The sequence below is a fragment of the Oryzibacter oryziterrae genome (assembly GCF_021864535.1).
Lineage (GTDB): Bacteria > Pseudomonadota > Alphaproteobacteria > Rhizobiales > Pleomorphomonadaceae > Pleomorphomonas > Pleomorphomonas oryziterrae.
Genome location: NZ_JAKJIC010000013.1, coordinates 19,508 through 42,761 on the forward strand (window position 1 = coordinate 19,508; position 23,254 = coordinate 42,761).

The window sequence follows — 23,254 nt, forward strand, 5'->3', positions numbered from 1 at the left end:
TTACCGACATGCCAATGGATCTCGTCGAAGGTGATCCGAGAGGGGGCTTCCATGATTATTTTTCTGGTAGCCGTGGCGATCGCTAGTGGCATGTCAGGTGCCTATATGGGAGCGGTTGCAACGCATCAAATCCGCCACCTGATGCCCTTGAAGTTTCAGGCTGAGCCGGACTATCGCTATCAGGTGTTGGCTTATGCCTTTGCCGGGAACATTCCTCTCAAGGTTCAACGCCGTTTTTTATTGTCGCAAGGACTCATGTGCTTGACCTTCACTTTGGGCTCGGTCATTGCGATCCTAGCTGGCTCGCTGGCCGGAACGGTTGTTTTTTCGGGAGGTGCGGTCATTTTGATCGGCACCACACTCAAGGGTGCCCGCCTCTACCAATTGAACCTGCGCGCGGTCGCAAAACCGGCAAAGCTGCACGAGGGACGGCGGCAGTGAAAAGCCGTACGGGTCTGCTGTCAGATCGGGCAAAAGGAAAATCGGCCTTCAACGAAGACCATCTCCTGCCAAAGAGTCCTGTGAAACGTTTGGACGAATGAAGGGACCAGGACCCAGCATTTGGTTCGATCGGGGGGAGCATGCCACCTGCCGTAACAAACTCGCTGCCGTCTCCATCCCCTCAGAAGCTCTTGCCGTCCACCTTGCGGATGGTCAGGGCGTCCAGGTCGACGTCGGGCAGGCAGCGCAGGTTGATCGCGGCCATCCTGACGCCGCCGGGACCCTCGCCCTCGCTATAAGGGGCGATGCCGCAGGTCGGACAGAAGCGGTGCAGCAGCCTGTGGTGGTTGAAGGTATAGGTGGCGGCGGCCTCGTCCGGGGTTTGCAGCTCGAGTTGCCCGCGCGGGACGAAGGCCAGCAGGCCGCCGCGGCGGCGGCAAAGCGAACAGTTGCAGTCGATAGCCTCGGTAAACGTGCCTTCAACGGTGAAGGCGACCTTGCCGCAATGGCAACTGCCGGAATATCGGGTCATGTCGGGTCTTTGCCTCCCTCGTGTGCGTTGGCCTGGGTCGGCTGCTAGCCGGTGATGTTGCCCGGGCGGTTGCGTCAGCGATCGGCAAGCTTTCACCGAACCTCTGACGGGCGGTGGCGCTCAGGTCGAAGACCCGAGGGGCGACCGCCCTCCGGCACCACCGCGCTCCGTGACGATACCCATAGAGCCAGACCGCACCCGTTTCCGTCAGCTGTCAACCGAAGACAGACCAGTGCATGCGCCTGGCCAGGAGTTCCAGCGCATCGCGCCCGAGCTTGGAGTTGCCGTTGTGGTCGAGGCCGGGCGACCACACCGCGATCGAGGCGCCGCCCGGTACGACGGCGAGTATGCCGCCGCCGACGCCGCTCTTGCCGGGCAGGCCGACGCGATAGGCAAATTCGCCGGAGCCGTCATAATGACCGCATGTCAGCATCAGCGCGTTGATGCGCCGGGCCCGTTCGAGCGAGATGACGGAATGGCCGGTGTCGGGATTGCGGCCCTCGAAGGCGAGATAGCGCCCGGCCATGGCCAGCTGCCGCGTGGTCATGGCGATGGCGCAATGGTGGAAATAGACCCCGAGCGTGTGCTCGACCGGGTTTTCGACGATGCCGAAGCTCTTCATGTAATTGGCGAGCGCCGCGTTGCGAAAGCCCGTGGCCTTCTCGGAGGCGGCCACCGAGCGGTCGATGGAGATGGCGTCGTCGCCGGAGACGAATTGCAGGAAGCGCAGGATCTCGCCGAGCGCCTCCTTGGGCTGGTGGCCGGACAGGATCATGTCGGTCACCGCGATGGCGCCGGCATTGATGAAGGGATTGCGCGGCCGCCCGCGCTCGTGTTCCAGCTGGACGATGGAGTTGAAGGGATTGCCGGAAGGCTCGCGGCCCACCTTGCGCCAGAGGTTGTCACCCACCTTGCCGAGCGCCAGCGCCAGGGTGAACACCTTGGAAATGCTCTGGATCGAGAAGGGCGTCTCCCAGTCGCCGCCGGAAATGGTCCGTCCGTCGCGCAGCGCCACCGAAATCGCGAACTGCTGCGGCGAGACACGGGCGAGCTCCGGAATATAGCTTGCGACTTCGCCGCGATCCTCGCGGGCCTGCATCTCAGCAGCAATCTCGGCTACGGCGGTTTCAATGGCGTCCAATGTTCGGCTCTCCGTCGGTTCCATGCCGCGGGAATCTACAGACTTGCCCCCGATCATGCCAGTGGTCAGCGCTGCGACCTCGGCAGGGGGGCGGGCGAGCGGACCTGCGCAAAAAGGCTTGTCTTTTCAGCCAAAGGCCCGCAGGCTTGCGGCATTGGGCATGGCACAGTCCGATTTGGCATCAGGGCCGGGGCGGGCTGACAGGGGGACGATCGGTGACGGGCAAGGCTGGATCGGGCGAAGACGCAGGCGACATCATCACCGGCTCGGGCGCGCCGAGTGTGCCCGAACATTCGCTCGAACAGGCGATCGGCGCGCAGATCCGTCAGGCCCGCAAGCGCCTCGACATGACCGGAGCGGAGCTGGCCGCCGCCGCCGACATCTCCACCGGCATGCTCTCCAAGATCGAGAATGGCCAGATCTCGCCCTCGCTCGGCACGCTGCAGTCGCTGTCGCGCGCCCTCAACATGCCCTTGTCGGCCTTCTTCCAGTCCTACGAGGATCGGCGCGATTGCTCCTTCGTCAAGGCGGGGCAGGGCGTCAATATCGAGCGGCGCGGCACCAAGGCCGGCCATCATTACCAGCTGCTCGGCCATTCGCTCGGCAATGACATCGTCGTCGAGCCCTTCCTGATCACGCTCACCGAGGAAGCCAAGTCCTATTCGGCCTTTCAGCACGAGGGCGTGGAGATGATCCACATGCTCTCGGGTACGGTCACCTATCGCCACGCCGACAAGACCTATCGGCTGGAGCCGGGCGACACGCTGTTCTTCGACGCCGCCGCGCCGCACGGCCCGGAAGTGCTCGACAGCCTGCCGATGACCTATCTGTCGATCATCATCTATCCCAAGACCTGAGTCGGTTCGCGTGAGCCGGATCCTTGTGACGGACGCTCCCTGCGCGGCGCGGCCGCAGCCTCCTGCTGCGCAAGGACGGGCGTCAGGGGAACACAAAATTTCCCTACAAGAAATTTAATTTCTTCATATTGACTTTCCTCCGAGGATCAGTAGTTTCTCTCACAGAAACTTTTCCGAAGGGGCAAGCGCGTCATGTGCGGCATTGTCGGCCTATTTCTGAAAGACCCGGCGCTGGAGCCGGAGCTTGGCAAATATCTCTCCTCCATGCTCAAGGTGATGACCGATCGCGGCCCGGACAGCGCCGGTTTCGCCGTCTACGGACGCGGCACCGATGGCCTGGCCAAGGTCACCGTCCGTCTGGCCGGCGCCGACGCGCAGGCCACGCTTCTTGACGGATTGGGCGCCCGCTTCGGCGGCGCCCTCGGCGTCACCAAGCGGTCGTCGCATCTGGTGCTGACGGTTCCGGAGGCCAGCGTCGCCGATCTCACCGCGGCGATCGCCGAGATCGCACCGGCCGCCCGCATCGCCTCGGTCGGGGCCAACATGGAAGTCTACAAGGAAGTCGGCTTGCCGGCCGATGTGTCCGCCGCCTTCGGCCTCGAGACCATGGCCGGCACCCATGCCATCGGCCACACCCGCATGGCCACCGAGTCGGCCGTGACCACCGACGGCGCCCATCCCTTCTCGACCGGTCCGGACCAGTGCCTGGTGCACAATGGCTCGCTGTCGAACCACAACAATCTGCGCCGCGAACTGCGCCACGCCGGCATGAGTTTTGCCACCGAAAACGACTCGGAGGTGGCCGCCGTCTATCTCACCGCCGAGATGGCCAAGGGCAAGAATCTCGGGGAAGCGCTGGAAGGCGCCATCGGCGATCTCGACGGCTTCTTCACCTTCGTGGTCGGTACGCGCACCGGCTTCGGCGTGCTGCGCGACCCCATCGCCTGCAAGCCCGCCGTCATGGCCGAGACTGACCAATATGTCGCCTTCGGCTCGGAATATCGCGCGCTGGTGGACCTGCCGGGCATCGAAACCGCCCGCGTCTGGGAACCGGAACCGGCCACTGTCTACTTCTGGGAGCATTGATCGTGCCCACCTTCGACCTTGCGACCACCACGCTCAGAAGCCTCAATCAGGCGCTGCATGACGTTGCCGCCGACAGCACCGATCATTTCGAGGTGAAGAACCCGCGCGGCAGTCACGCGCTGGCCGCCGGTGTCGCTGCCCCGGTCAGCGTCGAGATCCACGGCTCCACCGGCTATTACTGCGCCGGCATGAATGACGGCGGCACCATCACCGTGCACGGCTCTGCCGGCCCCGGGGTTGCCGAGAACATGATGTCCGGTACCGTGGTGATCGAGGGCGACGCCAGCCAGTATGCCGGTGCCACCGGCCGCGGCGGTCTGCTGGTGATCAAGGGCAACGCCTCCTCGCGCTGCGGCATCTCCATGAAGGGCATCGACATCGTCGTCGGTGGCAACATCGGTCACATGTCCGCCTTCATGGCCCAGTCGGGCAATTTGGTGGTGCTGGGCGACGCGGGCGACTCGCTGGGCGACTCCCTCTACGAGGCACGGCTCTTCGTGCGCGGCTCGGTCAAGAGCCTCGGCGCCGACTGCATCGAGAAGGAGATGCGGCCAGAGCATCTCGCCCTGCTCGAGACCCTGCTCGCCAAGGCCGGGATCACGGGTGTCGCGGCCGCCGAGTTCAAGCGCTACGGCTCGGCCCGCAAGCTCTACAACTTCAACATCGACAACGCCGCCGCCTACTGAGTTGCGACGGGTCGCAAGACCCCGGCGCCGCCCCCGCGAGAGAAGAGCTTTTCACCATGAGCTATTCCAACCCGACCACCACGCCCCGCAAGTCCGCGACCTTCGACGACTATACCCTGTCGGAGATCCGCCGGGCCGCAGCTACCGGCATCTATGACATCCGCGGCGGTGGCACCAAGCGCAAGGTGCCGCATTTCGACGACCTGCTGTTCCTCGGCGCCTCCATCTCCCGCTATCCGCTGGAAGGCTATCGCGAGCGCTGCAACACGTCGGTGACGCTGGGCACCCGCTTTGCCAGGAAGCCGATCGAGCTCAAGATCCCCATCACCATCGCCGGCATGAGCTTCGGTGCGCTTTCGGGGCCTGCCAAGGAAGCGCTCGGGCGCGGCGCCAGCATCGCCGGCACCTCGACGACCACCGGTGACGGCGGCATGACCGAGGAAGAGCGCGGCCATTCCGAGCTGCTGGTCTACCAGGTGCTGCCCTCCCGCTATGGCATGAACCCGCGCGATCTGCGCCGCGCCGACGCCATCGAGGTGGTGATCGGCCAGGGGGCGAAGCCCGGCGGCGGCGGCATGCTGCTCGGTCAGAAGATCTCCGACCGCGTCGCCGAAATGCGCACACTGCCCAAGGGCATCGACCAGCGCTCGGCCTGCCGCCATCCCGACTGGACCGGCCCCGACGATCTCGAGATCAAGATCGGCGAGTTGCGCGAGATCACCGATTGGGAAAAGCCGATCTACGTGAAGGTCGGCGGCGCCCGTCCCTATTACGACACTGCGCTCGCGGTGAAGGCCGGCGCCGACGTGGTGGTGCTCGACGGCATGCAGGGCGGCACGGCGGCGACGCAGGAAGTCTTCATCGAGCATGTGGGCATGCCGACGCTCGCCTGCATCCGCCCGGCCGTGCAGGCACTGCAGGACCTCGGCATGCACCGCAAGGTACAACTGATCATCTCCGGCGGCATCCGCAACGGCGCCGATGTGGCCAAGGCTCTGGCGCTTGGCGCCGACGCCGTTTCGATCGGCACGGCGGCCATGGTCGCCATCGGCGACAACGATCCGCGCTGGGAGGCCGACTATAACGCGCTCGGCACCACCGCCGGCGCCTATGACGACTGGCACGAGGGCAAGGACCCCGCCGGCATCACCACCCAGGACCCGGCGTTGTCCGCCCGCGTCGACCCGGTCGCCGCCGGCCGGCGGCTCGCCAACTATCTCAAGGTCATGACGCTGGAAGCGCAGACCATCGCGCGCGCCTGCGGCAAGAACGACCTGCACAACCTCGAGCCGGAGGATCTCTGCGCCCTCACCATCGAGGCGTCGGCCATGGCCGGCGTGCCGCTGGCCGGCACCAGCTGGATCCCGGGCAAGACCGGCTTCTGACAGGAAATCCGGCTGATCAAGCCGGAATTTCGTAGGCCCTCTTCGGAGACATTCCGTTTGGTACAGGGATTTCCCCGAAAGTTGCTTCCGGCATTGCCAAGCAATCAGCCGGAAGCCTGATGATTATCGGAATGCCCAGCCACATGGACGGAGCCGGGCATTCCCCTTGCATCTCATCTCAAGTGCCATCGCCAGAAAAAACCGAGGGGAACCATGGCCGAGACGCTTTCCGAGATTGCCCGCCAGCGTGGCATCAAGAATTTCCTGATCTCCTACACCGATCTGCTCGGCGTCATGCGCGCCAAGCTGGTGCCGGCGGCCGCCATCGACGGCATGGTCAAGGCCGGCGCCGGCTTTGCCGGCTTCGCCACCTGGCTGGACATGACGCCGGCCCATCCGGACCTGTTCGCCCGGCCTGATCCGGCGTCGCTGATCCAGCTGCCGTGGAAGCCGGAAGTGGGCTGGCTCGCCTCCGATCTGTGGATGGACGGCAAGCTGGTGGAACAGTCGCCGCGCCAGGTGCTCAAGCGCAACATTGCCGCCGCCGCCGAGCTCGGCCTCACCATGAAATCCGGCGTCGAATGCGAGTTCTTCCTGATCAAGCCGGATGGCTCGCACATTTCCGACGACGCCGACACCCAGGTCAAATCCTGCTACGACCAGCAGGCACTGATGCGCCGCTATGACATCATCTCTGAGATTTCCGAGTGCATGCTGACCCTGGGCTGGAAGCCCTACCAGAGCGACCACGAGGACGCCAACGGTCAGTTCGAGATGAACTGGGAGTATGACGAGGCGCTGCTCACCGCCGACCGCCATGCCTTCTTCAAATACATGGTCAAGTCGCTGGCCGAACAGCACGGCATGCGCGCCACCTTCATGCCCAAGCCTTTCATTGGCCACACCGGCACCGGCTGCCATTCCCACGTGTCGCTGTGGCGCGGCGAGGAGAATGCCTTCGAGGACCCTTCGGGCGAACTGGGCATTTCCCAGCTCGGCTATGACTTCCTCGGCGGCATCATGAAGCACGCCGAAGCCTTCTGCGCCCTGACCAATCCCACCATCAACAGCTACAAGCGCCTCAATGCGCCGCGCAGCTCGTCCGGCGCCAGCTGGGCGCCGAACTCCATCACCTATTCGGGCAACAATCGCACCCACATGGTGCGCATTCCCGACGACGGCCGCTTCGAAGTGCGCCTCGCCGACGGCGCCGCCAATCCTTACCTGCTGCAGGCCGCGATCCTCGCCGCCGGCCTCGACGGTCTCGCCAATCGCATCGATCCGGGCAAGCGGCTCGACATCGACATGTATGCGGACGGTCATCTGGCCGGCGACGTGCCCAAGCTGCCGCTCAACCTGCTCGACGCCATCCGCGTCTTCTCCGCCTCGACGGTGCTGAAGGAGAGGCTTGGCCCCGAGTTCACCAAGGCCTACACCCAGATGAAGCTGCAGGAGTGGAACGAATACACCGCCCACCTCAGCCATTGGGAACGCCAGCACACGCTGGATTGTTGATCGGGGGACGACCATGGGGTTTTCCGGCTTCGCGCTTCTGAAGGAGGCGCTGAACGGCCAGCGGGGATGGACCGAGCATTGGCGCAAGGCGGCTCCCAAACCCGCCTATGACGTGGTGATTGTCGGCGGCGGCGGGCATGGGCTCGCCACTGCCCATTATCTCGCCAGCCGCTATGGCATCACCAATGTGGCCGTGCTGGAAAAGGGCTGGATCGGCGGCGGCAACGCCGGTCGCAACACCACCATCATCCGCTCCAACTACCTGCTCGACGGCAACATTCCCTTCTACGAGCTGTCCATGAAGCTGTGGGAAGGGCTGGAGCAGGACATAAACTTCAACGCCATGGTGTCGCAGCGCTCGGTGCTGAACCTCTACCATAGCGACGGCCAGCGCGACGCCTATGCCCGGCGCGGTAATGCCATGGCCCTGCACGGTGTCGATGCCGAAATGCTCGACCGCGAGGCGGTGCGTGCCCGCGTGCCCTATCTTGATTTCGACAATGCCCGCTTCCCGGTGAAGGGCGGCCTGTTGCACCGGCGCGGCGGCACCGCCCGCCATGACGGTGTCGTCTGGGGCTATGCCCGCGCCGCCGACCGCCGCGGTGTCGACATCGTCGAGAATTGCGAGGTGACCGGCTTCCTGCGCGAGGGCGGCGCCGTCGTCGGCGTCGAGACCACGCGCGGGACGATCCGCGCCAGGACCGTCGGCATGGCGGTGGCGGGTAGTTCGTCGCTGCTGGCGGCCAAGGCCGATCTGCGTCTGCCCATGGAATCGCACGTGCTGCAGGCCTTCGTATCGGAAGGCATCAAGCCGCTCGTCGATGGCGTCGTCACTTTCGGTGCCGGTCATTTCTACATCAGCCAGTCCGACAAGGGCGGTCTCGTCTTCGGCGGCGACCTCGATCCCTTCCCCTCCTATGCCCAGCGCGGCGGCCTGCCGGTGTTCGAGGACGTGGCCGAATGCGCGCTGGCCATGATGCCCATGCTGTCGCGCCTGAGGATCCTGCGTTCCTGGGGCGGCATCATGGACATGAGCCTCGACGGATCGCCCATCATCGACCACACGCCCGTCGAGGGCCTGAAGATCAACAGCGGCTGGTGCTACGGCGGCTTCAAGGCGACGCCCGCCTCGGGCCTGTGCTTTGCCCACCTGCTCGCCACCGGCGAGTTGCACTCGGCCGCCTCGGCCTATCGCCTCGACCGCTTTGCGCGCGGGGCGCTGATCGATGAAAAGGGCGTCGGTCCGACGCCCAACCTGCATTGAGGACAGAGAGGACATGCGCATCACCTGCCCCACCTGCGGGAGCCGTGATCTCCACGAGTTCCATGTCCTTGGCGAGGCCGAACAGGCCCGCCCCCGGCTGAGTGGCGATTTCGACAGCGCCGCCGCGCGTGCGGCCTTCACCGACTATGTCTACGCCCGCCGCAATCCCGCCGGCCCGCATGACGAATACTGGTATCATGGTCCCTGCGACACCTGGCTGGTGGTGCGCCGCGACACCCGCAGCCACGAGGTTCATGACGTGCGGGCCGCGCGCGGAGGGGACAGGCCATGACCGGCTTCCGCCATCCCAGCAAGGGGCTCATCGACCGCGACAAGCCGCTGTCCTTCACCTTCGACGGCAAGTCCTACTCCGGCTTTGCCGGCGACACGCTCGCCTCGGCGCTGATCGCGAGCGGCGTCCGGCTGGTCGGCCGCTCGTTCAAGTATCATCGCCCGCGCGGCTTTCTCGGCGCCGGCCATGACGAGCCCAACGGCCTCGTCGAATTGCGCGAGGGCGCGCGTCGCGAGCCCAACGTCAAGGCCACCGTCGCCGAGCTCCATGACGGCCTGATCGCGCGCAGCCAGAACCGCTGGCCGTCGCTCGACTTCGATCTCCTCGCCGTCAACGGCCTCCTGAAGCCGGTGTTCGCCGCCGGCTTCTACTACAAGACCTTCATGTGGCCGGCGAGCTTCTGGGAGAAGCTCTACGAGCCGATGATCCGCCGCGCCGCCGGCATGGGAGCCGCCTCCGGTCTGCCTGATCCCGACGCTTACGAGCAAGCCAGCGCCCATTGCGACCTCCTGGTGGTGGGCGCCGGCCCGGCCGGCCTCACCGCCGCGCTGACGGCAGCCCGCAGCGGCGCCCGCGTGATCCTCGCCGAAGACGATTTCCGCCTCGGCGGTCGCTGGCTGGCGGATGGGGGGGAAGAGCTGCAGGCTCTTGTCGCCGGCTGGGCGAACGAGCTGACAGCACTTCCCAACGTCACGGTCCTGAGCCGCACCACCGTGGCGGCGGCCTTCGACCATGGCACCTTCCTCGCCATCGAGCGCGTGGCAGACCACCACGCCGTGCCCGGCCCGCATCAGGTGCGCCAGCGTCGCTGGACGCTGACGGCCCGGCGCGTGCTGCTCGCCACCGGGGCCGGCGAACGCTCGGTGCTCTGCCCCGGCAACGACAGGCCCGGCGTGATGCTGGCCTCCGCCGTGCGCAGTTACGTCAACCGCTTCGGCGCCGTGCCCGGCCGCAAGGCGGTTGTCCATACCGCCACCGATGATGGTTGGCAGACGGCGGAGAGCCTGCTCGCCGCCGGCGTCGAGCTGGTTGCTGTCCTCGACCCGCGGAACGAGGTTCCGGCGGGCATGGAGGGTGTGGCCCGCCGGACCCGCGTCATCTCCGGCGGTGCGGTCATCGGTACGCGCGGCGGCAAGTCGCTGAGCGCCGTCGGCATCCGCCATGGCCGCGCGAGCGAGTGGCTGGACGCCGATCTCCTCTGCCTCTCCGGCGGCTTCAATCCGGCCATCCAGCTGATGGGCCACCTGGGCCGTCGCCCGGTATGGAGCGAGGCCATCGCCGGCTTCGTGATGCCGGAGCCGGCCGGAGGCATCCGCCCGATCGGCGCGGCCGCCGGCATCTATGGCCTGCGCGAGGGGCTGGAACAGGCCATCGCCGGCACGCTCGTCGATCTCGCCGACCTCGGCTTTGCCGCGCAAGCGCCGGCGCTGCCCGGCCTGCCGGACACGCCGAGCGGGCTGGTGCCGCTGTTCTGGAAGCCGACACTGGAAGACAGCGGCGCGAAGGTCTTCATCGATCCGCAGAATGACGTCTGCGCCTCCGACGTGGTGCTGGCGCACCGCGAGGGCTATCGCTCGGTCGAGCATCTCAAGCGCTTCACCACGCTCGGCATGGCCACCGACCAGGGCCGCACCGCCAATGTGGACGCCATCGCCATCATGGCCCATCTGGAAGGGCGGCCGATGGCGGAAAGCGGCGTGACACTCGCCCGCCCGCCGGTGGTGCCGATCGCGCTCGGCGCCGTGGCCGGCGCCCGCGCCGGCGGCCATTTCCGCCCCGTCCGCAAGGTGCCGCTGCACCCCTGGGCCGAAGGGCTCGGCGCCGTCTTCACCGACGTCGGCCAGTGGAAGCGACCGCAATATTTCCCGCGCGCCGGCGAGAGCGACTGGCAGGTGACGGTCAATCGCGAGGTGACGACGGTGCGCAAGGCCGTCGGGCTCACGGATGTGTCGACGCTCGGCAAGTTCGTGGTGGAAGGACCGGACGCCGGCGCCTATCTCGATCGCGTCTTTGCCACCCGGCCGAGCGCCATCGCGGTCGGCAGCTGCGGCTATGGCCTGATGCTGCGCGAGGACGGATTCCTGAAAGACGACGGCATGATCGCCCGTCTGACCGAGCAGAGCTTCCTCGTCTTCGTCTCGACGGTGCACGTGGCCGACGTCTGGCGCCACATGCAATTCTGCCGGCAGGTGCTGTGGCCGGAGCTCGACCTGTCGCTGGCCGACCAGTCCGAGCGCTGGGCGCAGATGGCGCTTGCCGGGCCCAAGGCCGAGGCCGTGCTGACGGCGCTCCTGGATGAATTTACAGTCGACGCCCACAGCCTGCCGCCCCAGGCCGTGCGTGAGGCGACCGTCGGCGGCGTGCCGGTGCGGCTGTTCGGCCTGTCCTTTTCCGGCGAACGCGCCTTCGAGATCGCCGTCGCCGCTCGCCATGGTGCCGCGCTGGCCGCGCGCCTCATGGACGTCGGCGCAGCCCATGGCATCACCGCCTATGGCACCGAGGCCATGGCGGTGATGCGCATCGAGATGGGCTATGCCGTCGGCAGCGAGATCAACGGCCAGACCACCGCCCATGACCTCGGTATGGCCGGCCTCATGGACCTCGGCAAGGATCACGTGGGCCGCGTGCTGTCGCAGCGCGACGAGCTGATGCGGGCCGACCGGCCGCGCCTCGTCGGTCTCATCCCTGTCGATCCTGCCAACCGGCTGCGCGGCGGCGCCCATGTGCTCGGTCGCGACGGTCCGGCCACTGTTGACGCCGACCTTGGCTGGATCACCTCCGCCGCCTGGTCCCCGACGCTTGGGACTTCGATCGCGCTCGCCATGGTCAAGGGCGGCCCCGATCGCCTCGGCGACACGGTGCGGATCTGGGACGGCATGCGGGGCACGGATTTTCCGGCGAGGATCGTGAGCCTGCCCTTCATCGGCCGGGCGGAAGGGGGCAAGGATGCTTGAGGCAAGGGATGCTTTTTCGCTCGCAACGCCCCGGACGGTCGGCGCCGCTGCGCCGGCGCTCACCCTGACGCTGTTGCCCCCGGGCGACGACGACGACCTGGCCGAGCTGCGCCTGAGCGGGCTTGCCAGCCGGGAGTGCCTCAGCCGTCTGGTGCGCCTCGATCTCGAGAGCCTGCCGATGGACAGCGTTGTCGGCACCGACGCCCACGGCATCGCCCTGAAGCTCGCCCAGCGGGGTGACGGCTATCACCTCGCCGTGCCACGGTCCTACGCCGACAGCTTCGTCGAGACGCTGCTGCACGCCGGCGCCGCCTTCGGTATCGAAGCCGTCAGGTCTGATCGGCAATCGCCTTGAGCCGGTCGACGTTGGTCACAGTCACCTTGCGCCGGGCGCTCTTGACGAGGCCCTGATCCTGCCAGCCCGACAGCAGGCGGCTCACCGTATGCAGCGTGGTCCCCGTCATCTCGGCAATGTCCTGCCGCGTGACCGGAAAGTCGATGAGCATGCCGTCCTCGGTGGCAGTGCCGGCCTTGCGCACCATGCGCAGCAGCGCATTGGCGACGCGCCGCTCCACTTCCTCGGTGGACAGTTCGCGAATGCGCGTGTGCGCTTCATGCAGCCGCTCGCCCACCGCCTCCAGCGCGTTGACGGCGAGAGCCGGATTGAGCGCCACGAAATCCTGCCACTGGCTCGCCGACCAGGCGAGCACCAGACTCTCGGTCACAGCTTCGGCGGTGGCGGGATAGTCGTTGCGCTTGATCGCCTTGGCGATGCCGAACACGTCGCCCGGATGCACATGGCGTACCACCACCTGCTGACCGTCCTTGGTGATCTGCATCACCTTGAGATGGCCGTTGAGCAGCACGAAGAACTCGCGCGCCGCCTCGCCCTGCTCGAACACGGTGTCGCCGGGCGCGAGGCGGCGCACCTGCACCGTGGTCAGCACGGCGTCGAGATTGTCCTCGGTCATGTCGCGGAAGAGTTCGAAGCCCCTGATCAGGGAGCGGTCGAGGATGCGGGGTGCCACGGCGGTTCCAGTCCTGTCCACAGGGTCCGGCTCTGTCGGCCGGTGCATCGTCTTACCGCAATGAAGGAGGCCGGACCACCCCGAGATTGGCTGTGACGGCAACGCGCGGGCATGTCCGGCTCTGGCTTTGGCCGGAATCGTGCCTATATTGGGCAGTCCACGGCAGGCGCCGTCATCCATCGGAGTGGTCGGTCCGGTTGATGCGAAAGGCACGAGGCCGTGGGCAAGGAGGGATCCATGACTTTTCTCGACAGGTGGGGCAAGAAGCTCACGCTGCCCTCGCAATCGGACGCGCTGCCCGGACGGGAGACGCCGCTGCCGACCGCCTCGCATCATTTCGTCAACGGTTCGCCCCTGAAGGGGCCCTATCCCGCGGGCAGCGAAATCGCCCTGTTCGGCCTCGGCTGCTTCTGGGGCGCCGAGCGCCTGTTCTGGAAACGGACCGGTGTTCTCTCCACCATGGTCGGCTATAGCGGCGGCGTCACGCCCAACCCGACCTATCAGGAAGTCTGCACCGGAATGACCGGCCATAACGAGGTGGTGCAGGTGGTGTTCGATCCCGCCGTGGTCAGCTATGCCGATCTCCTGCGCCTGTTCTTCGAGAGCCACGACCCGACGCAGGGCATGCGCCAGGGCAATGACGTGGGTACGCAATATCGGTCCGGCGTCTATGTGTTCTCCGAAGACCAGCGCGCCACGGCGGAAGCGGTGAAGGCCGACTATGCCAGGGCGCTCGCCGCCGCCGGCCGACCGGCTACCGTGACCACCGAGATCCTGCCCGCAGAGCCGTTCTATTTCGCCGAAGACTATCACCAGCAGTATCTTGCCAAGAACCCCGGCGGCTATTGCGGCCTCGGCGGCACCGGCGTGAGCTGCCCCATTCCAGGAGCCGCCTGATGGCCCGTGCCCGCCCCCGCATCCTCACGCTCGCCGGCTCGGCGCGCGGCCAGAGCTTCAACGCCGCGCTGGCCGCCTATGTCACCAAGGCCATCGCCTTGCGCGACGCCGACGTGCGGCAGATCTCGCTCGCCGACTACCCGCTGCCGCTCTATGACGGCGACCTTGAAGCCGCCGAGGGCGTGCCGGACAATGCCCGCAAGCTCGTCGAACTCTTCACGGGCCATAACGGCATCTTCATCGCCGCGCCGGAATACAACCAGTCGATCACGCCGCTTCTCAAGAACACGCTCGACTGGATGAGTCGGCTGAAGCCTGAAAGCCCGCGCAGCCCCAGCCCCTGGAAGGGACGGGTCTTCGCGCTGGGTTCAGCCTCGCCGGGCTATTACGGCGGCTCGCGAGCGCTTGTTCATCTGCGGCAAGTGATGGAGCTTGGCCTAGGCTGCCGCGTGCTCACCGATCAGCTGGTGTTGCCGTCGGTCGGCAGCGCCTTCGATGCGAGCGGCGAGCCCACCAACGAACGCCTGACCCGTCAGGTCGAGGCCCTGGCCGAGGCCTTGATCGAGGAAGCGGCGCATTTCGTCCTCTAATACCGAGTGTCATTGAAAATGACTCTCGGTATCCCGCCTTCGAATGTCTCATGCCCTTGATGCAGATGAGAAATATCTTCAATGAGTCGATGCGTCAGCATCTTGGGCGGAATTGGTACAAGGCGACTGCACCGTGCGGAAAGCAAAAGGGCGGCCCCTCAGAGACCGCCCTTTTGTGTTCAGTGACCCGCGCGGCGCTCAGTCGGCCTGATCGGCGAACTCGGCCGGGTCGAAATCGTAATGGGTCGAGCAGAACTCGCAGGTGACGCCGACGCGGCCGTTCTCCACCATGTCGCGGCGCTCCTCGGGCGAGAAGCTGGCGATCATGCCGGCCACCGTTTCGCGCGAGCAGCGGCACTGTTCCCGCAAGCCCTGCGGATCGTAGACGCGCACGCCGCGTTCGTGGAACAGGCGATAGAGCAGCTCGGACGCCGCAAGACGCGGATCGGTCAGCTCGTCGTCCTCGACGGTGTCGACGAGGCTGTGCGCTTCCGCCCAGGCGTCGTCCTCGTCGAGCACATGCGCCTCGATCCCCTCGGGGGCATCGCCCGGATGCAGGTCCGTCTGCCGCATGCGCTCGGGCGCCTCCGGCAGGAACTGCACCAGAATGCCGCCGGCGCGCCACAGGCGCTTCAGCTCCTGGCCGGGTTCGCGCGTCAGCACTTCCGAGACCGCGAGGCGCACGCGCGTCGGGATCTGCTCGGACTGGGTGAAATATTGATGCGCCGCATCCTCGAGCGACCGGCCGTCCAGCGGCACGACCCCCTGATAGCGGCTCATGTGCGGCCCCTGGTCGACCGTCATGGCGAGATGGCCGGTGCCGAGCAGATGCTCGGGCCGGTCACGCCCGGCAGCGACGCTGGCGGTGACCGCCTCGCGGTCGAAGCGGGCGCAGGCGCGGATGCGGTCCGGCGCTTCGTAATCGACCACCAGCATGTGCACGGGGCCGTCCGACTGGGTCTGCAGGATGAAGCGGCCGTCGAACTTCATCGACGTTGCCAGCAGGGCAGCCAGCGCCACCGCTTCGCCGAGCAGGCGCGAGACGGACGGCGGATAGTCGTGGCGATGCAGGATTGCGTCCACCGCCGGGCCGAGGCGCACCACGCGACCGCGCGCATCCAGTGCCTCGACGGCAAAGGGCAGGACAGTGTCGTCGCCAGCCTCGAGCAAGGTCTCTGCCATCAATCAAGCGCTCCCAGGCACCAGGCAAGGATGCCCTTCTGGGCATGCAGGCGGTTTTCCGCCTCATCGAAGACGATGGACTGCGGGCCGTCCATCACCGAGGACGTGACTTCCTCGCCGCGATGGGCCGGCAGGCAGTGCATGAACACCGCGTCCTTGGCGGCGGCGGCCATCAGGCGGTCGTTGACCTGATAGGGCGCCAGGATGTTGTGCCGCCGACGTTCGCCTTCCTCGTCCCCCATGGACACCCAGGTGTCGGTGATCACGGCGTCAACGCCGTCCACCGCCTCGTAAGGGTCGTTGGTGACCTCGACGGTGGCACCGTTGGCGCGCGCCCATTCGATCGGGCCGGTGGCGGCGGGGAATTCCTTGGGCGTGGCGATGCGCATGGCATAGCCGAAGCGCGCGGCGCCATGCACCAGGGAGTTCAGAACATTGTTGCCGTCACCGGTCCAGGCCAGCGTCCGGCCCTTCACGGGACCGCGATGCTCCTCGAAGGTCATCAGGTCGGCCATGATCTGGCAGGGATGCGAGCCGCGTGTGAGGCCGTTGATCACCGGCACCGTGGCATTCTCGGCCAGCTCATGCAGGGCGGTGACATCGAGAATGCGGATCATGATGGCGTCGACGAAACGCGACATCACGCGCGCCGTGTCGGCAATGGTCTCGCCGCGGCCGATCTGCATTTCGGCGCCGGTCAGCATCAGCGTCTCGCCGCCAAGCTGGCGCATGCCCACGTCGAAGGACACGCGCGTGCGGGTGGACGGCCGCTCGAAGATCATGGCGAGGATCTTGCCGGCCAGCGGGCGGAAGTCCCGATCGCCCGCCTTGAGGGCCGCCTTGATGGCGCCGGCACGGTCGAGGATGCGTCTCAGATCGGCGCTGGACACTTCGGTCAGGTCGAGAAAATGCTTGGGTGTGCTATGGGCAGTCATGGTGAACCTCTGGATCAGGCCGTCTTCTTGGGGGCGGTGTCGGTCGCGGCGGCTTCGAGTTGAGCGGCAGCGCGGTCGATCCGGCGGACGGCATCCTGGATCTCTTCATCCGAGACGATGAGGGGCGGCAGCAGGCGCATGACATTGTCACCGGCGCCAATGGTCAGCAGATGCTGGCCGCGGAAGGCGGCGGCCACCTCGGGCAACGGCTTCAGGCACTTGAGCCCGAGCAGCAGGCCCTCGCCACGCACTTCGGCAAACACGGTCGGGTGATGATCGATCACCTGGCCGAGCGCCTGCTTGAGGCGCAGGCTGGCCGCCTTGACGCGGTCAAGGAAGCCGTCGGCGAGGATCACGTCAAGCACGGCATTGCCGACCGCCATGGCGAGCGGATTGCCGCCGAAGGTGGTGCCATGCACGCCCGCCGTCATGGCGGCCGAGGCCCTTTCCGTGGCAAGGCAGGCGCCGACCGGGAACCCGCCGCCGAGACCCTTGGCCGAGGCGAGGATATCGGGCGTCACGCCGGTTCCTTCATAGGCATAGAGATGGCCCGAACGGCCGATGCCGGTCTGCACCTCGTCGAAGATCAGCATCAGGTCCTGCTCGTCGCAGAGCGCGCGCACGGCCTTGAGGAAGGCGGGATCGAAGGGACGCACGCCGCCCTCGCCCTGCACGGGCTCGAGCAGGATGGCTGCCGTCTCCGGGACGATCGCCGCCTTCAGCGCGTCGAGATCGCCGAAGGGCACCTGGTCGAAGCCTTCGACCTTCGGGCCGAAGCCCTCGAGATACTTGGCCTGGCCACCGGCGGCGATGGTCGCCAGCGTGCGGCCATGGAAGGCGCCCTCGAAGGTGATGACGCGGAAGCGCTCCGGATGGCCCTTGCCGAAATGATAGCGCCGCGCCGTCTTGATGGCGCATTCGAGCGCCTCGGCGCCGGAGTTGGTGAAGAACACCCGGTCGGCAAAGGATGCCGCGACGAGCCGCGCGCCCAGCTGTTCCTGCTCGGGAATGCGGAAGGCGTTGCACACATGCCAGACCTTCTCGGCCTGCGCCTTCAGCGCCTCGACCAGATGCGGATGGGCGTGGCCGAGGGCGTTGACGGCAATGCCGGAGCCGAAGTCGAGCCAGCGCTCTCCTCGCGTGTCGATCAGCCAGCAGCCCTCGCCTCGCTCGAACGCCACATCCGCGCGGGCGAAAGTCGCGTAGAGCGGAGAGGTGGAGCCGGAGGCAGTCATGACTGAGGTCCTTCTTTTGCTGGGGTCGATGAGGGGTCAGGGCTCTTGCCGACCGCATTCTAGCCACGCGGACCGGCAGAAAAATTCAGGCCGCGCCCCCTTTTATCGGCGGCGCGGCCTCATGGGCGCTCTATACACCGGAAAAGCGGCGCTCTGTCAACGTTTTTGCGGGGAAAGGCGCCACAAACGCGGCGGGGCTGAGGCTTTGTGAAGCTTCCCCCGATCAATTGGCAGGACGGTCAAATCCTCGCCACGATATTTGGGGAAAAGTCATTTTGGGCACAGTTGGTGAGTCGCCGAGCGTTGCGTGCGAGTCAACTGGTATTGTAGTTTGACCTTGGCCACCACGAGATCTCGTGGCGGTGTCACCCAGCGAGACATTCGCGGATGCATTTGGCGTTTCCGAACCAGATGATGGATCGGGCGTGCCTCATGGGATTCCGCAGGTGACGCGGCAACTGAGAGGGTAAGCAAAATGTCCTGGACCGATGAGCGCGTCGAGAGGCTGAAGACGCTGTGGTCGGAAGGCTTGAGCGCAAGCCAGATCGCGGCGGAACTCGGGGCCGTGACCCGCAACGCTGTCATCGGCAAGGTGCACCGTCTCGGTCTGTCCGGTCGTGCCAAGCCGCAGGTTCAACCCTCGCGTCCGACCGCCGCTCCCGCCACCGGGCAGAGGGTGAAGGCCGCACCGGCCCGCGCCGCCGTGCAGTCGCAGCCCTCCGGCCGCGTGACGCAGGCAACCGCCCGTCCGGTCAGCATCGGCGCCACGGCGCTGAAGGCCGACTCCATGGCCGAAGAGGCGCTGCTTCCGGCGCGCGTCACCGAGATCGAGCCGCCGACTTTCGAGCGCGTGACCATCCTCAATCTCACCGAGTCCACCTGCAAGTGGCCGGTTGGCGATCCGGGCAAGCCCGATTTCTTCTTCTGCGGCCGCAAGTCGGACGTTGGCATTCCCTATTGCGCCTTCCATGCGCGCATCGCCTATCAGCCGTCGACCGAGCGTCGCCGCGAACGTGACCGTCGCGCTGCCGGCTGAGAACGGCGATCCCATAAAGTCCTTTCGACGGCGGCCCTCGGGCCGCCGTTGTCGTTTTGAAAGGCGCGCATGCACTCAGCGCAGATCCGGGTTGCCGCGGTCTGCGTATTCATTCGCATGCCAATCGAAAACTGCGATGGCATAGTCAGGTCACAACGAAAACATAAGGACCGGCCCACGCGGCCCGGTTCGTTTCTGGAACGGACGACGCCATGACGCTGGCAACCGAGATCAGTCTTCGGGGGCATCATCTCCTTTGCATCCTCACCTACAAGGGCGTCGGTTATTCGCCGGCCTTCGTGCAGCGCATGGACGAGGTGGTTGCCGCCATCGGCCGTGGCGCGCTGCTGCGGATCGTCACCGGACCGGATGATCTGTGCGAACCGCTCTGCCTTGAAGATGCCGAAGCCCACTGCGGCAATGCCTCCACCTTCGAGCGCGACGCCAAGGCGCTGGAAGCGGTCGGCGCCTGCCTCGACGGTCCGCTGAGCGTGGGCGACGTGCTGCAGCTCGACAGCCACCGCATCGCCGCGCTGCGCCGCGCCTTCACCGACGGCTCGCTGCGCGCGGCTTGCCGTGGCTGCGAATGGGACGCGCTCTGCACGGAAATCGCCGGCACCGCCTTCGATCAGGCCAGGCTCTAGAGTTTGAAATCGGCAGGGTCATTGACTGACGCGTTGCAAATGCGCTCTTTGGGGCCATGAGCGAGCCGTTGACAGATACCACCGAAGGCGAGGGCGCGCCGGCGCTGCGGCGCGGCTGGACCACGGGGACCTGCGCGACCGCTGCCACGCGCGCGGCCTATGAAGCCTGGATCACCGGCGCCTTCCCCGACCCCGTCACCGTGACCTTGCCGGGCGGTGAAAGGCCGGCCTTCGCGCTCGCCGTCACCGAAACAGGCGACGGCTGGGCGCGCGCCGGCGTGGTCAAGGACGCCGGCGACGATCCCGATGTCACCCATGGTGCGCTGGTCCTCGCCCGCGTCTCGGTCGGCGAACCCGGCCGTGGCCTGAGCTTTCGCGCCGGACCCGGTGTCGGCACCGTGACCCGCCCCGGCCTGCCGCTTGCCGTCGGCGAACCGGCCATCAATCCGGTCCCCCGGCAGATGATCGCCACGGCGCTTGCCGAGGCCCGCGCTGTGATCGGCGGTCCCGAGGACGTGGTGGTGGAGATCTCCATCGCCGATGGCGAACGCCTGGCACAACGCACGCTCAACGGCCGCCTCGGCATCGTCGGCGGACTGTCGGTGCTGGGAACCACCGGCATCGTCGTGCCCTATTCCTGCGCCGCCTGGATCCACGCCATCCACCGCGGCATCGACGTCGCCCGCGCCATGGGCTTCGAACAGGTGGCGGGCGCGACGGGCAACACCTCGGAACAGGCCGTGCAGGTGCTGCATGGGCTTGATGAGGTGCAACTCATCGACATGGGCGATTTCATTGGCGGCATGCTGAAATATATCCGCCTCAACCCCGTCCCGCGCGTCACCGTCGCCTGCGGCTTTGCCAAGGGCGTCAAGCTCGCCCAGGGCATGCTGGACGTCCACTCCAAGCGCGGCGCCGTCGACCACGCCTTCCTGGCCGGCTTGGCGGCGGCGCTTGGTGCCGACGCCGGTACATGCGGCGCCATCGGGGCCGCCAATACGGCGCTCGAGGTGCTGGACATCTGTCGTGACGCCGGCGTTGCCATTGCCGCCGCCGTCGCCGAGCGCGGCTGGCAGACCGCCGCCGCCACGCTCAGGGGCGCACCGGTCCAGCTCGAAGTCGCCCTGTTCGATCGAAGCGGCGGGATCCTCGCCACCACGGGCTTTCGCTCGGCGTGATCAATCGTCGCCGGCGCGGCGGTCGCGACCGCGGAAGCGCCGCTGGTAATCGACGGAATAAAGCGCGCTGGCGCGGAAGTCCTCAGCTGCCAGCACCGGCCCCACCAGGATCAGCGCCGTGCGCTCGGGCCGGTCGGCGGCAACCGCCGCCTCGATGCCGGCAAGCGTGCCGGTGATCACCCGCTCGTCCGGCCAGCTGGCGCGATAGACCACGGCTACCGGGCAATCGACGCCATAGAAGGGCGTGAGCTCGGCCACCACCTTGTCGAGCACGTGGATGGAAAGATGCACGGCGAGCGTCGCGCCGGTGGCGGCGAAGGCAGCGAGCGTCTCGCGCTCGGGCATTGAGGAAGCGCGTCCCGAGGTGCGCGTCAGCACCACCGACTGGCCGATTTCCGGCAGCGTCAGCTCGCGCTTGAGCAGCGCGGCGGCCGCCGCAAAGGACGGCACGCCCGGCGTCACCGTATAGGGAATACCGAGCCGGTCGAGCACGCGGGTCTGTTCGCCGAGCGCGCTCCAGACGGACAGATCGCCCGAGTGAAGCCGCGCCACGTCTTCGCCTGCGGCGAAGGCCCGGACGAATTCCGCTTCGATCTCCTCAAGCGACAGCGGCGCCGTGTCGACGATGCGGGCGCCCGGAGGGCAATGGCTGAGCAGCGCCTCCGGCACCAGCGAGCCGGCATAGAGGCAGACCGGAGAGCGGGCGATCAGGTCGCGACCACGCAGGGTGATGAGATCGGCGGCGCCAGGGCCGGCGCCGATGAAATGAACGGTCATGGAGATCTCCCGGGCGGCGGCCAGCGTGACGGCGCCATTGTCGATACGGGGCAGGATGAGGCGGCTGCGGGGGCCAAGCGCCGCCAGCGCGGCGGCCTCGGCAACCGATGGCAGGCCCAGATGGCGCAATGCGGCGTCCGACGGCGTCTCGACGCGCGTGGTCTCGGCGGCCAGCGCGGCACGGGGCAGGGCGATCAGCGGCACGCCGAGCTGCGCCGCAGCGGCCTTGAGACCGGTCTCGCCTGCCTTGTCGGCGAGTGTCGCCAGAGCGTCCGGGGGACCGACAGTGGCAACCGCCCTGGCGATCAAGGCCAGCACGTCGTCCGCCGCAGCCCCGGCCCGGCAGCCGAGGCCGAAGACAAGTTTGCCCCTCCCGCCGCTCATGGCTTTTCCCAGATCCACTGGACGATGGGCAGCGCCGGCTTCAGCGCGTGAAAGCCGCCGATCTTCTCAAGCCGGGACACCGAGAGCTGCCGGACTTCGCCGCCCATCAGGCCCTGCGCCGCCAGCACGTCGCCCTGCGTCTCCAGCGTCACCGCATTGACGACCAGACGGCCGCCGGCCTTCAGCCGGTGAATGCAGCTCTCCAGCACATCCGGATCGCCGGCCCCGCCGCCGATGAAGATGGCGTCGGGCGGTGGCAGACTGTCAAAGCCTGAGGGCGCGCGGGCTTCGAGGATGCGCAGGTCCGGCACGCCGAACCAGGCGGCATTGCGGGCGATGCGCGCGGCGCGGGCGGCATTCTCCTCGATCGCCACCGCGTGGCAGGTGGGATCGGCCAGCATCCATTCGATGGCCACCGACCCTGAACCGGCGCCGACGTCCCAGAGAAAGTCGCCCCGCCGCGGCGCCAGCGCCGACAGGGTGAGCACCCTCACCTCGCGCTTGCTGATCTGGCCGTCATGCTCGAACCAGTCGTCGGGCAGCCCGCCCGTCAGAGGCAGGATGCGCGCTTCCACGTCGGCGACCACCTCGACGGCGATGGTGTTGAGCGGGTCGACTTCCCCGAATGCAAAGTCCTGCGCCAGCGTCGCGCGGACGCGTTCGCGCGGCCCGCCCATGGCTTCGAGGACGGTGAGCACGGAGCGGCCGAAGCCGCGGGCCGTCAACAGCGCCGCCAGCTTCTGCGGCGTCGAGCCGTCCCAGGACAGGGCGATCAGACAGGCCCCCGGCTGGCAATGCGGCAGGATGCGCTCGAGCGCCCGGCCGTGCAGCGTTACGCGCACGCAATCCTGGCCCGCCCAGCCGAGGCGGGCGGCGGCGAGCGCATAGGCCGAGGGGGCGGGATAGGCAAGGATCTCGCAAGGGTCGATGAAGCCGGCAATCAGCGAGCCGACGCCATGGAAGAAGGGATCGCCGCTTGCCAGAACGACCGTCGGCCGACCGCGCCGCGCCTCGATTTCGGGGAAGGCGTCGGTCAGCGGCGACGGCCAGGGACGCCGCTTGTCGACCGGCGCGCGCACCAGATCGAGGTGACGGCGGCCGCCGAACAGGATTTCAGCTTGCGCGACGGCGCGGCTTGCCGCAGGACTGAGGCCGTCGAGGCCGTCCTCGCCGATGCCGACCAGGGTAAGCCAGGGATGGGGCGCGGTCACGATC

22 protein-coding genes and 3 pseudogenes are annotated in these 23,254 nt (G+C 67.1%); 16 read left to right on the forward strand and 9 right to left on the reverse strand.

The features are described from left to right. Nucleotides 1–51: 51 nt before the first annotated feature. Nucleotides 52–441 (forward strand): hypothetical protein, encoded by a 390-nt coding sequence (locus L2I41_RS14425; protein ID WP_237154275.1) that lies wholly within the window; start codon nucleotides 52–54, stop codon nucleotides 439–441. A 181-nt stretch (nucleotides 442–622) separates the two neighbouring features. Here L2I41_RS14425 and L2I41_RS14430 read toward each other — a convergent pair whose 3' ends face one another. After that, nucleotides 623–973: a GFA family protein gene (locus L2I41_RS14430; RefSeq protein WP_237154276.1), complete on the reverse strand. Its 351-nt coding sequence runs from the start codon at nucleotides 971–973 to the stop codon at nucleotides 623–625. Between the two features lie 214 nt (nucleotides 974–1,187). Further along, nucleotides 1,188–2,138 (reverse strand): glutaminase, encoded by a 951-nt coding sequence (locus L2I41_RS14435; protein ID WP_237154277.1) that lies wholly within the window; start codon nucleotides 2,136–2,138, stop codon nucleotides 1,188–1,190. Between the two features lie 191 nt (nucleotides 2,139–2,329). Between L2I41_RS14435 and L2I41_RS14440 the strand changes: the two genes are divergently transcribed. The 10 genes and pseudogenes from L2I41_RS14440 (at nucleotide 2,330) to L2I41_RS14480 (ending at nucleotide 12,508) form a co-directional block, all read left to right on the forward strand. After that, nucleotides 2,330–2,971: a helix-turn-helix domain-containing protein gene (locus L2I41_RS14440; protein ID WP_237154278.1), complete on the forward strand. Its 642-nt coding sequence runs from the start codon at nucleotides 2,330–2,332 to the stop codon at nucleotides 2,969–2,971. 192 nt (nucleotides 2,972–3,163) lie between these two features. Next, nucleotides 3,164–3,326, forward strand: a pseudogene (locus L2I41_RS21645) (glutamine amidotransferase); the annotation flags it as partial. A gap of 137 nt (nucleotides 3,327–3,463) precedes the next feature. Continuing rightward, nucleotides 3,464–4,057: pseudogene (locus L2I41_RS14445) on the forward strand (class II glutamine amidotransferase); the annotation flags it as partial. 2 nt (nucleotides 4,058–4,059) lie between these two features. Next, nucleotides 4,060–4,743 carry a GltB/FmdC/FwdC-like GXGXG domain-containing protein gene (locus tag L2I41_RS14450; RefSeq protein ID WP_237154280.1) on the forward strand — a complete coding sequence of 228 codons (684 nt, stop codon included), beginning with the start codon at nucleotides 4,060–4,062 and terminating at the stop codon, nucleotides 4,741–4,743. Between the two features lie 56 nt (nucleotides 4,744–4,799). Beyond that, nucleotides 4,800–6,128: an FMN-binding glutamate synthase family protein gene (locus L2I41_RS14455; protein ID WP_237154281.1), complete on the forward strand. Its 1,329-nt coding sequence runs from the start codon at nucleotides 4,800–4,802 to the stop codon at nucleotides 6,126–6,128. A 213-nt stretch (nucleotides 6,129–6,341) separates the two neighbouring features. Further along, the gene (gene glnT / locus L2I41_RS14460) at nucleotides 6,342–7,643 is read left to right on the forward strand and encodes a type III glutamate--ammonia ligase (protein WP_237154282.1); all 1,302 of its coding nucleotides are present in this window, start codon (nucleotides 6,342–6,344) and stop codon (nucleotides 7,641–7,643) included. Nucleotides 7,644–7,656: 13 nt separating this feature from the next. Further along, nucleotides 7,657–8,907, forward strand: coding sequence for a sarcosine oxidase subunit beta family protein (locus L2I41_RS14465; RefSeq protein WP_237154283.1), 1,251 nt, complete (start codon nucleotides 7,657–7,659; stop codon nucleotides 8,905–8,907). A 13-nt stretch (nucleotides 8,908–8,920) separates the two neighbouring features. Beyond that, the gene (locus L2I41_RS14470; protein WP_237154284.1) at nucleotides 8,921–9,199 is read left to right on the forward strand and encodes a sarcosine oxidase subunit delta; all 279 of its coding nucleotides are present in this window, start codon (nucleotides 8,921–8,923) and stop codon (nucleotides 9,197–9,199) included. Then, nucleotides 9,196–12,153: a 2Fe-2S iron-sulfur cluster-binding protein gene (locus tag L2I41_RS14475; RefSeq protein WP_237154285.1), complete on the forward strand. Its 2,958-nt coding sequence runs from the start codon at nucleotides 9,196–9,198 to the stop codon at nucleotides 12,151–12,153. Before L2I41_RS14470 ends, L2I41_RS14475 begins: the two co-directional genes overlap by 4 nt. After that, nucleotides 12,146–12,508, forward strand: a complete 363-nt coding sequence (locus tag L2I41_RS14480) for an aminomethyltransferase family protein (RefSeq protein WP_237154286.1) — start codon at nucleotides 12,146–12,148, stop codon at nucleotides 12,506–12,508. The genes L2I41_RS14475 and L2I41_RS14480 overlap by 8 nt, the downstream gene beginning before the upstream one ends. Here the strand turns inward: L2I41_RS14480 and L2I41_RS14485 are convergent. Further along, nucleotides 12,483–13,124 carry a Crp/Fnr family transcriptional regulator gene (locus L2I41_RS14485; RefSeq protein WP_237154393.1) on the reverse strand — a complete coding sequence of 214 codons (642 nt, stop codon included), beginning with the start codon at nucleotides 13,122–13,124 and terminating at the stop codon, nucleotides 12,483–12,485. The genes L2I41_RS14480 and L2I41_RS14485 overlap by 26 nt on opposite strands. Before the next feature lie 294 nt (nucleotides 13,125–13,418). Here L2I41_RS14485 and msrA point away from each other — a divergent pair, with 294 nt between their 5' ends. After that, nucleotides 13,419–14,078, forward strand: a complete 660-nt coding sequence (gene msrA / locus L2I41_RS14490) for a peptide-methionine (S)-S-oxide reductase MsrA (RefSeq protein ID WP_237154287.1) — start codon at nucleotides 13,419–13,421, stop codon at nucleotides 14,076–14,078. Beyond that, entirely contained in the window at nucleotides 14,078–14,668 is a 591-nt protein-coding gene (locus L2I41_RS14495; protein WP_237154288.1) for an NADPH-dependent FMN reductase, read from the forward strand. The genes msrA and L2I41_RS14495 overlap by 1 nt, the downstream gene beginning before the upstream one ends. Before the next feature lie 198 nt (nucleotides 14,669–14,866). Here the strand turns inward: L2I41_RS14495 and L2I41_RS14500 are convergent, their stop codons facing one another. From L2I41_RS14500 to L2I41_RS14510, 3 genes are read right to left on the reverse strand one after another with little or no spacing between them, the layout of a single operon-like run. Next, a complete protein-coding gene (locus L2I41_RS14500) occupies nucleotides 14,867–15,850 on the reverse strand; it encodes an Hsp33 family molecular chaperone (protein WP_237154289.1) in 984 nt (327 codons plus the stop codon). Next, on the reverse strand, nucleotides 15,850–16,785 hold the full coding sequence (gene argF, locus L2I41_RS14505) for an ornithine carbamoyltransferase (RefSeq protein WP_237154290.1): 936 nt from the start codon (nucleotides 16,783–16,785) through the stop codon (nucleotides 15,850–15,852). The genes L2I41_RS14500 and argF overlap by 1 nt, the downstream gene beginning before the upstream one ends. 14 nt (nucleotides 16,786–16,799) lie before the next feature. Further along, complete coding sequence (locus L2I41_RS14510; protein ID WP_237154291.1) at nucleotides 16,800–18,020, reverse strand: aspartate aminotransferase family protein; 1,221 nt, start codon at nucleotides 18,018–18,020, stop codon at nucleotides 16,800–16,802. Between the two features lie 475 nt (nucleotides 18,021–18,495). On the opposite strand from L2I41_RS14510, the gene L2I41_RS14515 reads away from it, so the two are divergent. The 3 genes from L2I41_RS14515 to L2I41_RS14525 all read left to right on the forward strand — a co-directional run bounded on the left by L2I41_RS14515 (nucleotide 18,496) and on the right by L2I41_RS14525 (nucleotide 20,878). Further along, nucleotides 18,496–19,056, forward strand: a complete 561-nt coding sequence (locus tag L2I41_RS14515) for a GcrA family cell cycle regulator (protein WP_237154292.1) — start codon at nucleotides 18,496–18,498, stop codon at nucleotides 19,054–19,056. A gap of 212 nt (nucleotides 19,057–19,268) precedes the next feature. Further along, a complete protein-coding gene (locus L2I41_RS14520; RefSeq protein WP_237154293.1) occupies nucleotides 19,269–19,700 on the forward strand; it encodes a DUF1284 domain-containing protein in 432 nt (143 codons plus the stop codon). 56 nt (nucleotides 19,701–19,756) lie between these two features. Then, nucleotides 19,757–20,878 carry a cobalt-precorrin-5B (C(1))-methyltransferase gene (locus L2I41_RS14525; RefSeq protein WP_237154294.1) on the forward strand — a complete coding sequence of 374 codons (1,122 nt, stop codon included), beginning with the start codon at nucleotides 19,757–19,759 and terminating at the stop codon, nucleotides 20,876–20,878. On the opposite strand, the gene cobM is transcribed toward L2I41_RS14525, so the two are convergent. The 3 genes and pseudogenes from cobM to cbiE all read right to left on the reverse strand — a co-directional run bounded on the left by cobM (nucleotide 20,879) and on the right by cbiE (nucleotide 23,250). Beyond that, a complete protein-coding gene (gene cobM / locus L2I41_RS14530; protein ID WP_237154394.1) occupies nucleotides 20,879–21,655 on the reverse strand; it encodes a precorrin-4 C(11)-methyltransferase in 777 nt (258 codons plus the stop codon). A 24-nt stretch (nucleotides 21,656–21,679) separates the two neighbouring features. Beyond that, nucleotides 21,680–22,039, reverse strand: a pseudogene (locus L2I41_RS14535) (cobalamin biosynthesis protein); the annotation flags it as partial. Further along, on the reverse strand, nucleotides 22,036–23,250 hold the full coding sequence (cbiE, locus tag L2I41_RS14540; RefSeq protein WP_237154295.1) for a precorrin-6y C5,15-methyltransferase (decarboxylating) subunit CbiE: 1,215 nt from the start codon (nucleotides 23,248–23,250) through the stop codon (nucleotides 22,036–22,038). The pseudogene L2I41_RS14535 and the gene cbiE, both read right to left, overlap by 4 nt. Between the last annotated feature and the right edge of the window lie 4 nt (nucleotides 23,251–23,254).